Genomic DNA, 15,069 nt, shown 5'->3' with positions numbered 1-15,069 from the left:
TGGGCCGCGCGATCCCGACATCGCCAGCCAGAAAACTTTCGCCTGGCCTGCGATAGAGTGCGGGCACCAGCGGTGGCATGGCTGCCTGCTGTCGCCCGGTCGTTGTTCCTCGCCGATGGTTTTCATGACGCTTCCGCCCGCCGCCGACCCCACCGCTCCGCCGGATGGCGCTGACATCACCCGGTTGCTGCGCCAGGCCAGCGCGGGGGACGTCGCTGCGGCCGATGAAGTCGTCGCCCGCCTGTATGCCGACCTGCGCCGCATTGCCGGAAGCCGGCTGCGCCAGTCCGGCGACCTGACGCTGGACGCCACCGCGCTGGTGCACGAGAGCTACCTGCGGCTGCAGCGTGCGGGCGGGCTGGACTTCCCGGATCGCAAGCACTTCCTGGGTTATGCCGCCAGGGTCATGCACAGCATCGTGATCGACCAGGTGCGCGCCCGCCAGGCCGAGCGCCGCGGCGGTGCGCTGCAGCAGGTCACCTTCAACACCGGCATTGCCGACCTGGCACCCCAGCGCGACGACGAAGTGCTGCGTGTGCACGAGGCCCTGGCAGAGCTTGCCGCGATGGACGCCCGGCTGGCCCAGGTGGTCGAGATGCGCTACTTCGCCGGCCTCACCGAGCCCGAGATCGCTGAAACCCTGGGCGTGACCGAGCGCACCGTGCAGCGTGACTGGGCCAAGGCCAGGCTGTTCCTTTCGATGGCGATGAAGTGATGGGCTCGGCCGACGCTTCTGCCGTGCCGCCGCGCGAGATCGACAAGTCCCGCTGGCCGTTGCTCAGCCCGCTGCTGGACGAACTGCTGGACCTGCCTGCCGAGCAGCGCCAGGGCCGCCTGGACACCCTCGCGGCGCACGACCCCGAGCTGATGCAGGATCTGCGCGAGCTGCTGCGCCGGGAACAGGCACAGCACGCGGCCGACTTCCTCGCCACACCTGCGCCGCTGGGCCCCTTGCCTGGCAGCCAGCAGGCCGGCCAGCAGGTGGGCGTCTACACGCTGGAGCGGGTGCTGGGCCAGGGCGGCATGGGCAGTGTGTGGCTGGCCAGCCGCACCGATGGCCGCTACCAGGGCCAGGTGGCCATCAAGTTCCTCACCAGCGGTTTGCTGGGCCAGGGCGACGCGGGCCGCTTTGCACGCGAAGGGCAGATCCTGGCCCGACTCGCGCATCCGCACATTGCCCGGCTGATCGATGCCGGCGTCAGCCCCGATGGCCAGCAGCCCTACCTGGTGCTGGAGTACGTTGACGGCCGGCCCATCGACCAGCATTGCCGCGAGCATGCGCTGGACCTGCGCCAGCGCATCACGCTGTTCCTGGACGTGCTGGCCGCCGTGGCCCATGCCCAGCACCGCCTGATCCTGCACCGCGACCTCAAGCCCAGCAACATCCTGGTCACTGCCGCAGGCGAGGTCAAGCTGCTGGACTTCGGCATCGCCAAGCTGCTGGCCGGTGATGCCACACAGCCCATGCCCACGCCGGCCACCGAGCTCACACAGAGAGCCGGCAATGCCTACACCCCCCTGTATGCCGCGCCCGAGCAGGTGCAGGGCGGCGAAGTGACCACCGCCACCGATGTCTATGCCCTCGGTGTGCTGCTCTACCAGTTGCTCAGCGGCGCCCACCCCACCGAGCACCACACCGGCCAGCACGGCGACACGCCGCTGGAGCGCCTGCGCGCGCTGATCGAGGTCGAGCCCAAGCGGGTTTCTGAAGCGCTGCATGACCAGGCCGCTCGAACTGCGAAGGCGGGTGAGGCCGGCGAGCCGAATCCAGCCCAGGCCGCCCGGCAGGTTCGCGAACTGCGCGGCGACCTGGACACCATCGTCGCCAAGGCGCTGAAGAAGCTGCCGGCCGAGCGCTATGCCCATGCCGAAGCATTGGCCGACGACCTGCGCCGCTGGCTGCTCAACGAGCCCATCAGCGCCCGGCCGGACAGCCGCTTCTACCGCAGCGCCAAGTTCGTGCGCCGCCACCCCTGGGGCGTGGGCGCCAGCGCACTGGCCACGCTGGGCCTGGCGACCGGCTTCGGCCTGGCCTTGTGGCAAACCCACGAAGCCCGCCATCAACGCGAACAAGCCGAGGGCCTGATCGAGTTCATGCTGGGCGACCTGCGCAAGAAACTGGAGCCCGTCGGCCGCCTCGACGTGCTCGACGCCGTCGGCGAAAAAGCGCTGGCTTACTACGCCGACCAGCAACTCAGCCGGCTGGACCCGGACGCATTGGGCCGCCGCGCGCGGGCCTTGCATCTGATGGGCGAGGTGGCGGACACCCAAGGCAAGCTGGCCGAGGCTGAACGCATGTTTCGCGAGGCAGCGGACAGCACGGCGGAATTGCTGGCCCGCTACCCAAAAGACACCCAGCGCATCTTTGACCATGCGCAGAGCGTGTATTGGGTGGGCTGGGTGGCAAGGCGGCGGGGCCAGTTGCCCGAGGCGGAGGCGCAGTTCGGGAGTTATCTGCAATTGGCTCGGCAGCTGACGCAGCTGGAACCAGGCAAGCTGGACTGGCGCTTGGAAGAGGCTTACGCCCACAACAATCTTGGCGTGCTGGCATTGGATAGCGGCCGGGTACGCGAAGCTTTGCAGACCTTTGTCGCTGCGCGGAAGGTTTGGCAAGGTATTGCTGGTGAGCAGGCTTCCCACAACTTCGATCTGGCCACTGCCTATGGCTGGGAGGCTGATGCGCAAGATGCGCTCGGCGACTATGCAAGTGCTCTGCAATCCCTGCAGTCAAAAATCGAGGCGCTGCGCCAGCAACCGGGGGCGGAAAAGGACCGGCGGCTGCAGTACCAGCTCGCCTTGGCTGAGACGGCGCGTGGAGACCTGTTTGTCAACCTAGGCAGGATTGATGAGGCACTGCACGGTCACGAAAGTGCCGCTTCCCAACTGGAAACCTTGATTGAACTTGAGCCGAACAATCTGCGGTGGGTTCAGGAGTGGTGCTTGGCGCGCGTCAAGCTCAATGATCTACGCCGGGTGCAGTCAGGCTCATTGATTGGGTTTTCCGACCCGATCTTGCTTGCGCGCATGACGCGTCTTTTGACATCGCAGAATCAACATGCGATCGCCCAATCTAAATGGGCCATCGCCCTGCGCGGCAGCTGGCTTCTCAGTCATCTTGGCCCTAAGGGGCCAGGTGAAACAGGCAGCCTGGAGAAGGAGGCCCGCGAATATTTGGCGACCGTCCAGCGCTTTGAGGATGCGGGTAATCGACTTAGCCGAGATCAAACGCGCGTCGTCGCCGAAGTTGAGCTGAGGTTGGGGGATCGCCTGGTCAACGACCCGGTGGCGGCTCAAGCCTTGTGGCGGCAAGCGAGCGATCAATTGAAAGTCGGAGCGGGCAGCGGCGATCACCATGCCGATGCTTTGCTGGCGCATGCGTTGTTGCGACTGGGCCAGGTTGAGCAGGCAGAAGTTTTGGCGAACGCGTTGGGAGACAGCTCATTTCGCCATCCGTTGTATTCTGAATTGCGCCAACGCTTGCAACACAAGTTGTAGCGCTTCATCAGCTACAGGCAACCAACCTGAGCTTCCAATCTTGCCCAATTCCACACCTCGCATGACTGCATCCATGGAACCCAGCCATCTCTATTTATTGACCGTTAGCGTGACCACAGCCACCGATGGCAGTGGCAGTGAACAAGGCAATGTCGAGCCGCACGATGCCGCGATTAAGAAGGACAACACTTTGATGGTCTACACGCTGACCACCGAGGGCTACGAGTTCTGTCCCGACGATCCCCTTCTGTTCGATACGCCCAGTGGCCAGTTCCCATACCAGCCTTGGCTGCTCAGCGCGACCGAACTGGCACTCTTTAACAAAGCAACCAAGAAGGGGGATCACCCTTACCACGTCTATGTGCGCAAAGTTGGCACTACTGACAGGCTGCCCATTGATCCGATGATCCAGAACGAAGGAAAGCCGTAAACGACGCCCCAGCCCGGGAAACCTCGGGTCTGGCTCGGGCTTGAGCGCCTTGTGCGGCGCTCCGCCCCTGCCTATCATTCACCGACCGCCCGGTTGGTGAATTGCGAATCGGGTGGTTTCCTCTCATAGGAGCCCCCCGATGTCCGAAGCCCTGGTTCTGGTGGCGCAGCAAGGCGCTGTGCGCACCCTGACGCTGAACCGCCCCGCTGCGCTGAACAGCTTCACTTCGGCAATGCACGCCGAGTTGCGCAATGCGCTGGACGCGGCGGCCGAAGACCGCAGCGTGCGGGCGCTGCTGCTCACCGGCGCCGGGCGCGGCTTCTGCGCCGGGCAGGATCTGAACGACAGCGGCATGGTGCCTGACGCCGATGGGCGGGTGGACGTGGGCGCTGTCATCGAGGCCAACTACAAGCCGCTGGCGCTGCGCCTGCGCGAGATGCCGGTGCCGGTGCTGGCCATGGTCAACGGCGTGGCGGCGGGCGCGGGTGCCAACCTGGCGCTGCTGTGCGACATGGTGATCGCCGGCCGTTCGGCCAGCTTCATCCAGGCCTTCTCGAAGATCGGCCTGGTGCCGGACTGCGGCGGCACCTGGCTGTTGCCGCGCCTCTTGGGTCGGCCAATGGCGCTGGGGCTGGCGATGACCGGCGACAAGCTGAGCGCCGAAGACGCGGTGCGCCTGGGCCTGATCTGGGAATGCGTGGACGACAAGTACCTGGCCGACACCGCCATGGCCATGGCCCAGCGCCTGGCCGCGATGCCGGTCAAGGCCCTGGTCGCCACGCGTCGTGCGCTGGACCAGGCCAGCCAGATGGACCTGGAACAGGCGCTGTCGCTGGAGGCGCGTGTGCAGCGCGATCTGGGCCACGCGCCTGACTTCGCCGAGGGTGTGGAGGCCTTCCGCCAGAAGCGCGTGCCGGCTTTCAGGGACCGCTGAAACCCGATGCAGTCGACGGACGACGACCAGGCCCGTGCCCAGCGCGTTGCCGAAGCGGTGCGGGACGCCATGTGGGCCGGCGACCGGGCCTCCAAGGCACTGGGCATGCAACTGCTGTCCATCGCGCCCGGCCGGGCAGTCATGCAGATGACCGTGCGTGCCGACATGCTCAACGGCCACGCCATCTGCCATGGCGGGCTGGTCACCACGCTGGCCGATTCGGCATTCGCCTTCGCTTGCAACGCCCACAACGAAGTGACCGTGGCCTCCGGCTTCAACGTCGACCTGATCGCACCCGGCCGCGAGGGTGACCTGCTGACGGCCCGCGCGGTGGAGCTGAGCAAGTCCGGCCGCACCGGGCTGTATGACGTCGAGGTGCGCAACCAGCGCGACGAGCGCATCGCGGTCTTCCGTGGCCGCTCGTACACGATGAAGGGCAAGCCCGTGGTCGAGCTGCCGCCGGGTGACCCGGCGGCTGGCTGACCGGCGCATGGCCCGGCCTCGCTCCTCCGGCTATGACGGCCAGCGCGAGCTGATCCTGCAGCGCGCTGCAGCGTTGTTTGCCGCGCAGGGCTACGTGGCCACCTCGATGAACCAGGTCGCCGCGGCCTGCGGCATGTCCAAGGCCGCGCTGTATCACTACGTGCGTGACAAGAACGAGCTGCTGGCCCATGTGGCCGAGGGCCATGTGCGGCGGCTGGCGGCAGTGGTCCAGCAGGTGCTGGACGAAGGCCTGGCGCCCGAGCCCCGGCTGCGCGAGCTGATCGTGCGCTTCGTGCGCGAATACGCCAGCGCGCAGAACGAACACCGCGTTTTGACCGAGGACGTGCACCTGCTGGAGACGGCCCGGCGCGAGCAGGTGCTGGGCGTGCAGCGCAGCGTGGTCGCGGCCTTTGCCGAGACCCTCGCCGAGGTGCGGCCGGCGCTGGCCGAGGCCGGGCTGCACCGGCCGTTGACGATGCTGCTGTTCGGCATGATCAACTGGCTGTTCACCTGGTTCCGGCCGGGCGAGCCGCTGACCCACGAACAGATGGCGCCGATGGTGGCCGACCTGTTCTTCGGCGGGCTGGCCGCCGTGCGCGCTGCAGGCGCGGCTGCCCCGCCAGCCACCGTTCCCGCGATCTGAAAATCACCACAACGGAGACAAGCAAAGTGAACCTTTCTTCCCTGAACAAGCTGCCGCAAGCCCTGGCAGCCGCCGCACTGCTGGCGCTGGCCGGCCCGGCGCTGGCCGACATCAATGTCGGCGTGACCGTCTCGGCCACCGGCCCGGCCGCCTCGCTGGGCATTCCCGAGAAGAACACCGTGACCCTGATGCCGACGACCATCGCCGGCCAGAAGGTCAACTACATCGTGCTGGACGATGCTTCGGACACCACCAAGGCCGTGGCCAACACCCGCCGCCTGATCACCGAGGACAAGGTCGACATCGTGCTCGGCTCGACCACCACGCCGAACTCGCTGGCGATGATCGACGTGGTCGCCGAAGCCCAGGTGCCGATGATCTCGATGGCCGCCTCGGCCCGCATCGTCGAGCCTCAGGACGCCAAGAAGCGCTGGGTCTTCAAGACGCCGCAGAACGACATCATGATGTCGCTGGCCATTGCCAGCCACATGGCCGACCACGGCATCAAGACGGTGGCCTTCATCGGCTTTGCCGATGCCTATGGCGAAGGCTGGTACCAGGAGTTCGGCAAGGCTGCCGGCCTGAAGGGCCTGCAGGTGGTGGCCAACGAGCGCTACAACCGCACCGACACCTCGGTCACCGCGCAGGTGCTGAAGCTGGTCGGTGCACACGCAGACGCGGTGCTGATCGCCGGCTCCGGCACGCCGGCCGCGCTGCCGCAGGCGGGCCTGGTCGAGCGCGGCTACACCGGCAAGGTCTACCAGACCCATGGCGTGGCCAACAACGACTTCCTGCGCGTGGGCGGCAAGAACGTCGAAGGCACCTTCCTGCCGTCCGGCCCGGTGCTGGTGGCCGATCAGCTGCCGGCCAATCACCCCGCCCGCAAGAGCGCGCTGGAGTACGTTGCCAAATACGAAGCCGCCTTCGGCAAGGGCTCGGTCTCGACCTTTGGCGCGCACGCCTGGGACGCCGGCCTGCTGATGAGCGCGGCGGTGCCGGTTGCCCTGAAGAAGGGGCAGCCCGGCACGCCGGCCTTCCGCGCCGCGCTGCGCGACGCGCTGGAGCAGGTCAAGGAGCTGGCCGGCGCGCACGGCATCTTCAACATGTCCCCCGCCGACCACCTGGGCCTGGACCAGCGGGCCCGGGTGTTGGTCAAGATCGACAAGGGTGCCTGGAAATATCAGCCCTGAGCGGCAGTCGGCCCTGGGGTGCGCATGAGGAAACGCTGGGCCGAGCGCAGCACGGTCCTTGGGGGCGCACAACCTGTAAGGGTTTGCGGGTGACGTAGAGGGGGTTGACTGGAGTAGCCTAGGGCCATCGGGGCCGATGGCGGTGCGCATGGTGCATGCCGCTTGGGAGGAGGCCTCGGCCACGGGATGACGGCTTGTGAAAACACTTGGCTCGACGTCCAACCTTGAGCAGGCACGCGTCCTCATTGTTGATGACGTGCCGGAGAACCTCACGGTGCTCGGCGAGGTGCTGCAAGGTGCGGGTTGCATCGTGCAGGTCGCCAACAGCGGCCCGGCTGCGCTGCGGCTGGCCACCCAGGCGCCCACGCCCGAGCTGATCCTGCTCGACGTGATGATGCCTGGCATGGACGGCTACGAAGTGCTGCGCCGGCTGCGCGCCGAGCCGCGCAGCCACGACATCCCGGTGATGTTCCTGACCGCGCTGGACGACCCCCGCGACGAAGAGCATGGCCTGAGCCTCGGGGCGGTGGACTACCTGGCCAAGCCCATCCAGCCTGCCGTCGTGCTGGCCCGGGTGCGCAGCCAGATCGACGCGCGCCGGCTGCGCGAATGGCTGCGCGACCAGAACGCCGCGCTGGAAGCCGAAGTGGCCCGCCGCATGGCCGAGAACGACGCGATCCAGCAGGTGACGATCCGCGCGCTGGCCCACCTGGCCGAGACCCGCGACCCGGAAACCGGCAACCACATCCTGCGCACCCAGGCCTACATGCAGCTGCTGGCGCGCGCCTTGCGCCACCACCCGCGCTTCGCCGCCACGCTGAACGAACACACCATCGAGCTGCTGACCCGCTCGGCACCGCTGCACGACATCGGCAAGGTCGGCATCCCCGACCACATCCTGCTCAAGCCCGGCCGCTTGACGGCCGACGAGTGGGAGCCGATGAAGACCCATGCCGCGCTGGGCGCCGCAGCCATCGAACAGGCCGAGCGCGACATCGACCGGCCGGTCGAATTCCTCTCGCTGGCCAAGCAGATCGCCCGCTCGCACCACGAGCGCTGGGACGGCAGCGGCTACCCCGACGGCCTGGCGGGCGAGTCCATTCCCATCGCCGCCCGCCTGATGGCCGTGGCCGACGTCTTCGACGCGCTGATCTCGCCGCGCGTCTACAAGCGGGCGATGAGCTTCGACGAAGCCAGGCGCATGATCAACGATGGCCGCGGCAGCCATTTCGACCCGGCGGTGGTCGACGTCTTCGAAGACGAGTTCGAACGCTTCGTCGACATTGCCAACCGGCACCGTGACAAGCCGCCGGCCGTCGCGCCGCGCGTGCATTGAACCGCGGGCAGCTGCACCCGTGAGCGAAGCGGCCGAGCAGCGCGACACGGCCCCGGACCCGGCCGCGCCGGCCGCTGCCGACGCCAGCCTCCCGCCGCCGCCGGCCGACCCGGGCGGGATCGCCGGCCCGGTTGATCCGGTCGACCCCGTCGATGCGATGGCCACGCGCGAGATCGATGCCGGGTTGATCGTGCTGGCCTATGCCATCTTTGCCGCGCTGTGGATCCTGCTGTCTGACCGCGTGCTGGCCTGGCTGGTCACCGATGTCGACCAGCTGCTGCTGCTCGGCACGCTCAAGGGCTGGCTGTTTGTCGCCATCACCTCGGTGCTGCTGTACCTGACCATCCGCTACTCGACCGCGCGGCCTGGCTCGCTGCTGCCGCCGCGGCGCCGCCGCGGCTGGTCGGTGGGCTGGCCGCTGCTGGTGGCCGCGCTGGGCACCGGCACCGTCACCATGGGCGCTGCGATGGCCAGCCTGCAGCAGCACCGGCAGACCGAGCTGGCGCGGCTGCAGGCCATTGCGCTGGCCCAGTCCACCCAGCTGTCGGACTGGCTGACCGAGCGCATGGGCGACCTGCGCTTCATCAACGGTGCCATGCCATGGACCCAGCTCTACCAGCACTGGCGCACCGCCCATGACAGCAAGGACCTGGACCTGCTGCGCAGCCGGCTGATCGCCTTCGCCGAGAACAAGGGCTTTCGCAACGTGCTGCTGCTCGACGAGCAGGGCCAGCTGCAGCTGCAGATCGACAACCTGCAGCCTGGCGGCGACCCAGGCCGGCGCGACGAGCAGGCCGCCGTCAGCCTGGCGCCCCAGCTGCAGGCGCTGGCCCGCGAGCTGGCGCGCGAGGGCGGGCTGCGCCGCATCGGTCCTTACCGGGACCCGGACGGCGTGCTGCGGCTGGACTTCCTCACGGCACTGCCGCGCGCACCGGGCGGGGAAGCCGCGGTCATCGTGCTGCGGGTGGACAGCAACTGGCATTCGGTCCGCGCGCTCGGCCAGTGGCCGGTGCCCACGCGCAGCGGCGAGACCTTGCTGGTGGCGCGCCAGGGCGAGCGCGCACTGTTCCTGAACCCGCTGCGGCGCGACCCCGAGGCCGCCGGCCGGCGCAGCCGCCCGCTGGGCCAGGCCGACGCGCTCGAAGCCCAGGCCTTGCTGCACCCCGGGCGTGTGGGCCAGCTGCTGGAAGGTGAGGACTATGCCGGCGAGCCCGCATTGGCGGTGGCCCGGCCGGTCGAGGGCAGCGACTGGCTGCTGCTGGCCAAGATCGACGAAGCCGAGGTGCGCGCCGGTGCGGCCCAGGACCTGACCTGGATCGGCCTGGCCGGGCTGCTGACGCTGGTCATCGTGGCCGGTGTGCTGTGGCAGGCACGCCAGCGCCGCCAGCTCGCCGCCACCCAGCGCGAGCGCCACGACCAGGCCCAGCAACTGCAGGCGCTGCGCCTGGTGCAGGCCTTGTCGGACAGCTCGACCGACGTGATCTACGCCAAGGACATGCAGGGCCGCTACCTGCTGTTCAACCGCGAGGCCTGCGCCGTCACCGGGCTGACGGAGCAGCAGGTGCTGGGCCGGCTGGACCACGAGATCTTCCCGCCTGAGATGGCCCGCGAGCGCGAAGAATCCTGCAACCGGGTGATGCGCGAGCAGCAGGTCTTCACCGCCGAAGAGCGCATCTCCACGGTGCTGGGCGAGCGCACCTTCCTCAGCACCAAGGGGCCGCTGCGCGATGCGCGCGGCGAGGTCATCGGCCTGTTCGGCATCCTGCGCGACATCACCGAGCGCATGCGCGCCGAGCAGCAGCTGCGCGACCAGGACGAGATGCTGCACCAGGTCAGCACCATGGCCCGCATCGGCGGCTTCCGGCTGACTGGCCTGCCGGGGGCGGGTCTCAGCGAAGCCTGGACCGACGAGGTTTCGCGCATGCTGGGCCAGGCCAACGGCCGGCCGGTCACGCTGGCCAAGCTGCTGGCGCTGTGCCGGCCCGAGGAGCGGCAGCGTCTCAGCGCGGCGATCGACGCTGGCCTGGCCGGCGGCCAGCCTTTTGACCTGGAGCAGCCGCTGATGCTGCCCGGTGGCCGCCAGCGCAGCCTGCGCGTGGTCGGCCTGCCGGCCGAGCTGGCGGCTGCCTCCGGTCCCGGCCAGCAGGCCGTGCTGCAAGGCTTTGTGCAGGATGTGACCGAGCAGCGCCGCCTGCTCGACGAGCTGGACCAGCACCGCAACCACCTCGAAGAGCTGGTGCAGCGCCGCACCACCGAGCTGGCCGATGCCAGGCTGCGCGCCGAAGCCGCCAACACCGCCAAGACCAGTTTCCTGGCCAACATGAGCCACGAGATCCGCACGCCGATGAACGCGGTCATCGGCCTGACCCACCTGCTGCGCGACGCCGACACCACGCCGCTGCAGGCCGAGCGCCTGGACAAGATCGACGCCGCGGCCTACCACCTGCTGTCCATCCTCAACGACGTGCTGGACCTGTCCAAGATCGAGGCCGGCCGCGTGGAGCTGGAGGCGGTGGACTTCTCGCTCGGCGTGCTGCTCGACGAAGTGCGCACGCTGGTGCTGCAGCCGGCCCAGGCGCGCGGCCTGGCGGTGTGGGTCGAGCCGGTCGAGCCACCGCTGTGGCTGCGCGGGGACGCCACCCGGCTGCGCCAGGCCCTGCTCAACTACGCCGGCAACGCGGTCAAGTTCACCGAGCGCGGCGAGGTGCGGCTGTCGGCCCGGGTGCTGCAGCAGAGCGCCGCTGGCGTGCAACTGCGGCTGGAGGTGCGCGACACTGGCATCGGCCTGTCGGCCGACCAGGCCGGCCGTGTCTTCGAGGCCTTCGAGCAGGCCGACCTGTCCACCACCCGGCGCTTTGGCGGCACCGGGCTGGGCCTGGCCATCGTGCGCCGGCTGGCCGGGCTGATGGGCGGCGAAGCCGGCGTGTCCAGCAAGCCGGGGCAAGGCAGCACCTTCTGGTTCAGCGCCTGGTGCCAGCGCGGCCTGCCGTATGCGCGGGTGGCCATGCCGGGCCAACGCGGCGAGGCGGCGCAGCAGCTGCGCAACCGGCGCAGCAAGGCGCGGGTGCTGCTGGCCGAGGACAACGCGGTCAACCGCGAGGTCATGGTCGACCTGCTGCAGGCCGTGGGCCTGACCGTGGACACCGCAGGCGACGGCCAGCAGGCGCTGCACATGGCCCGCCAGGCCCAGCGCGAAGGCCAGGGCCATGCGCTGGTGCTGATGGACATGCAGATGCCGGTGCTGGACGGGCTGGACACTACCCGCGCGATGCGTGCCGAGCCGGCGCTGGCCGGGCTGCCCATCGTCGCGCTGACGGCCAATGCCTTCGACGACGACCGCCAGGCCTGCGAAGCCGCCGGCATGAACGGCTTCATCCGCAAGCCGGTCGACCCCGACACCTTGTACCGCTGCCTGCTGCAGTGGCTGCCGGCACTGCCGCTGCCTGCAGCGGCGGCCGGCAGCGAAGCCAGCCTGCCGCAGGTCGAAGGGCTGGACCTGGCCCGCGGCCTGCAGGTCTGCGGTGGCGACCCGGCGCTGTACCAGCGGGTGCTGAAGGCCTTTGCCCGCAGCCATGCCGACGATGCCGCCAGGCTGACCAGCCTGCTGGCTGAACGCGACGCCGCCGGCCTGCGGCTGGCTGCGCATTCGCTCAAGGGCGCGGCCGGCGCGATCGGTGCCGAAGCGCTGACCGAAGCCGCCCGCAGGCTGGAGCTGGCGCTGCGCGGCGAAACCGAAGCAGCGCCCGTCGAACCGGCCGCGCTGGCCCGCCTGGTCGAGGCCCTCCAGGCGAGCCTGGTGCCGCTGCTGGCTGCGTTGGCCCAGGCCGACAGCGAGCCAGGCGCCACGCCGGCTGGCGACGAACGCGCCTCAGCCCAGCCTTGGATCAGCCCCGAGCAGGTGCTGATGCAACTGCGTGAACACCTGGCGACCGGGCACCTGGCCGCGGGCGCTTTTGCGCAGGCCCACGAAGCCGTGCTGCGGCGGGCCCTGGGCGAGGCGCAGCTGCAGCGCCTGAACCAGGACCTGCAGCGCTTCGACTACGAAGCCGCGCTGCAGTCGCTCACCCAGCCCGCCGAGTAGAACTGTCCTCGCGTTCAGTCTTCCCGCATTTGCGCGGCCCTGGCAATGGGCCCCAGCCTGGCCTTCTCGGCGGCCAGGAACTTGCGGAAGTCCTCGCGGCTGCCACCGGTCGGGTCGATTGCCATGGGGATCAACCGGGCTCGCAGTTCGCTGGACTTCAGCGCCGTGTTCACCGCGGCATTGAGCTTGTCCAGGATCGCGTCCGGCGTGCCCTTGGGCGCGAACACGCCGGTCCAGTGGCCGATCACGATGTCGTTGAAGCCCTGCTCCTGCGCCGTGGGCAGGTCCGGCAGTGCGGCAATGCGGCGGCTCCAGGTCGAGGCGATGGGGATCAGCTTGCCGCCCTTGATCATCGGCAGCACGATGGGGCTGCCTTCGGAGGTCGCGTCCACCTGGTTGCCCACCACGGCCGACATGCCTTCCGAGCCGCTCTTGAACGGGATGATCTGCATCTTCGCCCCGGCCTTGAGCTTGAGCATCTCGGCGACGAAGTGCGGCGTGCTGCCGGTGCCGGCGGTCGAGAAGTTCAGGCCATCGCCCTTTTTCGAAGCGGCAACCAGGCCCTTCAGGTCCCTGATCTTCGAATCGGCCGGCACCACGATGACCGACGGGCTCACGGCCATCATCACCACCGGCACCAGCGCGTCTTCCTGATAGGGCATCTTCGTCTTGATCATCGCGTTGGTGATCACACCGGCCGCAGGCGTCAGGAAGGTGTAGCCATCGGGGGCGGACTTGGCGACGATGTCGGCGCCCAGCATCGAGCCGGCACCGGGCTTGTTCTCGATGATGATGGTGGCGCCCAGCACCTTGGCGGTGGCCTCGGCCACCGCGCGGGCCACGATGTCGTTCGAGCCGCCGGGCCCGAAAGGCACGACGAAATGGATCGGCTTGCTGGGCCAGGGCGCGGCTTGCGCCTGGGCCAGGCCGGGCAGGGCGGCGGCAAGCGCCAGGGCCAGCGTGTGCCGGCGTGAGAAGAGGGAAGACGTCACAGGAGGTTCCTTTGGGATCGGCACAGTTCAATGCTATGCGATGACTCCTAGGGTAGTCCCTTGGTCGCTGGCCAGGCCTGTGGAAACCGCGTAAACCCCGCGCGGCCGTTCCCGGTACCTGCTCAGTGCTTGGCCAGGAAGGCGCGCGCCGTGTCCAGCGCGGCGCGGATGGTCACGTCCATGTCCATGTAGCGGTAGGTGCCCAGGCGGCCGACGAAGGTCACGCCTGGCTCCGCCGCGGCGCGCGCCTGGTAGGCCTTCAGCAGGTCGTCGCCTTCGGTCAGGTGCACGGGGTAGTACGGAATGTCGGCCTCGCCGCAGCTGCGGCTGAATTCCGTGTAGCAGACGGAAGCCGCATGGGTTTCCCAGGGCGAGAAATGCTTGTGCTCGGTGATGCGGGTGAAGGGCACGGCCTCGTCGCAGTAGTTCATCACCGCGCAGCCCTGCACGTCGCCCTCGGCCTCGGAGCGCTGGAAATCCAGCGTGCGGTAGGGCAGGCGGCCCAGGTCGTAGCCGTAGAAGCCGTCCACCGGGCCGGACCAGAACACGTGGTCGAACTCGGCCAGCGCATCGGGGGCCAGCGGCGTGCCCAGCTTCACCTCGATGTTGGGGTGGTCCAGCATCTTCTCCACCATCTCGGTGTAGCCGTTTTCCGGCATGCCCTGGTGCTTGTGGAAGAAGTAGTTGTCGTTGTAGTTGAAGCGCACCGGCAACCGCTTCAGGATGGCCGCCGGCAGGCGCTTCGGGTCGACTTCCCACTGCTTCAAGGTGTAGCCGCGGAAGAAGGTTTCGTACAGCTCGCGGCCGATGAAGCGCAGTGCCTGCTCCTCGAAGCTCTGCGGGTCGGCAATGCTGGTGTCGGCCTGTTCCTGCGTGATGAAGGCCTCGGCCTCGGCCGGCGAGAAAGTCTTGCCGAAGAATTGGTTGATGGTGTGCAGGTTGATCGGCAACGAGAAGACCTGGCCGCGCGCGGTGGCCTTCACGCGGTTCACGAAGGGCATGAAGCGCATGTAGCGGTTCACCATCGCCCAGACCTCGTCGTCGTCGGTGTGGAAGATGTGCGGGCCGTAGATGTGCACCATCACCTGGGACTTTTCGTCCCGCTCGGTGTGGCAGTTGCCGGCCACGTGCGGCCGCTTCTCGAACAGCGTGCAGCGGTGGCCTTGTTCGGCCAGTTCGCGGGCGATCACCGCGCAGGACAGGCCGGCACCGGCCATGCCGATGTGCAGCGGGCGGCCAGCCGGGCCGGCGGCGGGAGCGGAACTTGGGGTCATGGTCACCTCGCACCGCCTCGCACGGGCGGCTGGCGCCTGGAACGGCCAGGCCCGGCCGAAAGCGCATGCGGCGCGGCAGGGAGCTTCGGCAGCTTGCATTCTCCGGGCCTGGCGATGGCCCCGGGTCGGTGAAAAGCCCCATGGAAGGCGGCTTGTTCTCAAGCTGGGGCGGGCCGGTGCCGATAGTGGCCTCATGGCAGGCCTCGGCTTG

Annotated in this window: 11 protein-coding genes; 9 read left to right on the top strand and 2 right to left on the bottom strand. The window is 68.6% G+C overall.

Annotated features, from left to right (window positions below; all coding sequences use genetic code 11):
* Positions 1-124: 124 nt before the first annotated feature.
* The 9 genes from AC3WR5_RS03865 to AC3WR5_RS03825 all read left to right on the top strand — a co-directional run bounded on the left by AC3WR5_RS03865 (position 125) and on the right by AC3WR5_RS03825 (position 12,592).
* Positions 125-715, top strand: coding sequence for an ECF-type sigma factor (locus AC3WR5_RS03865; protein ID WP_141287842.1), 591 nt, complete (start codon positions 125-127; stop codon positions 713-715).
* Positions 715-3,495 (top strand): serine/threonine protein kinase, encoded by a 2,781-nt coding sequence (locus tag AC3WR5_RS03860; protein WP_492482004.1) that lies wholly within the window; start codon positions 715-717, stop codon positions 3,493-3,495. Before AC3WR5_RS03865 ends, AC3WR5_RS03860 begins: the two co-directional genes overlap by 1 nt.
* Before the next feature lie 73 nt (positions 3,496-3,568).
* The gene (locus AC3WR5_RS03855; protein WP_141287840.1) at positions 3,569-3,925 is read left to right on the top strand and encodes a hypothetical protein; all 357 of its coding nucleotides are present in this window, start codon (positions 3,569-3,571) and stop codon (positions 3,923-3,925) included.
* Positions 3,926-4,064: 139 nt separating this feature from the next.
* The gene (locus AC3WR5_RS03850; RefSeq protein WP_492482002.1) at positions 4,065-4,859 is read left to right on the top strand and encodes an enoyl-CoA hydratase-related protein; all 795 of its coding nucleotides are present in this window, start codon (positions 4,065-4,067) and stop codon (positions 4,857-4,859) included.
* A 6-nt stretch (positions 4,860-4,865) separates the two neighbouring features.
* Complete coding sequence (paaI, locus tag AC3WR5_RS03845) at positions 4,866-5,342, top strand: hydroxyphenylacetyl-CoA thioesterase PaaI (protein WP_141287838.1); 477 nt, start codon at positions 4,866-4,868, stop codon at positions 5,340-5,342.
* Positions 5,343-5,349: 7 nt separating this feature from the next.
* A complete protein-coding gene (locus AC3WR5_RS03840) occupies positions 5,350-5,985 on the top strand; it encodes a TetR/AcrR family transcriptional regulator (protein WP_492482000.1) in 636 nt (211 codons plus the stop codon).
* 41 nt (positions 5,986-6,026) lie between these two features.
* The gene (locus AC3WR5_RS03835) at positions 6,027-7,175 is read left to right on the top strand and encodes an ABC transporter substrate-binding protein (protein WP_141287844.1); all 1,149 of its coding nucleotides are present in this window, start codon (positions 6,027-6,029) and stop codon (positions 7,173-7,175) included.
* A gap of 196 nt (positions 7,176-7,371) precedes the next feature.
* The gene (locus tag AC3WR5_RS03830) at positions 7,372-8,511 is read left to right on the top strand and encodes an HD domain-containing phosphohydrolase (RefSeq protein WP_310742439.1); all 1,140 of its coding nucleotides are present in this window, start codon (positions 7,372-7,374) and stop codon (positions 8,509-8,511) included.
* 19 nt (positions 8,512-8,530) lie between these two features.
* A complete protein-coding gene (locus AC3WR5_RS03825; protein ID WP_492481998.1) occupies positions 8,531-12,592 on the top strand; it encodes an ATP-binding protein in 4,062 nt (1,353 codons plus the stop codon).
* Positions 12,593-12,606: 14 nt separating this feature from the next.
* On the opposite strand, the gene AC3WR5_RS03820 is transcribed toward AC3WR5_RS03825, so the two are convergent.
* Both AC3WR5_RS03820 and AC3WR5_RS03815 read right to left on the bottom strand, forming a co-directional pair.
* Complete coding sequence (locus AC3WR5_RS03820; protein ID WP_492481996.1) at positions 12,607-13,584, bottom strand: tripartite tricarboxylate transporter substrate binding protein; 978 nt, start codon at positions 13,582-13,584, stop codon at positions 12,607-12,609.
* 122 nt (positions 13,585-13,706) lie between these two features.
* Positions 13,707-14,858 (bottom strand): UDP-galactopyranose/dTDP-fucopyranose mutase family protein, encoded by a 1,152-nt coding sequence (locus AC3WR5_RS03815; protein ID WP_492481994.1) that lies wholly within the window; start codon positions 14,856-14,858, stop codon positions 13,707-13,709.
* Positions 14,859-15,069: the final 211 nt, after the last annotated feature.

It is taken from the genome of Ideonella sp. FW305-24 (genome assembly GCF_058788035.1).
Note: the sequence above shows the minus strand (reverse complement) of the source record. Positions and strands in the feature narration are given on the sequence as shown.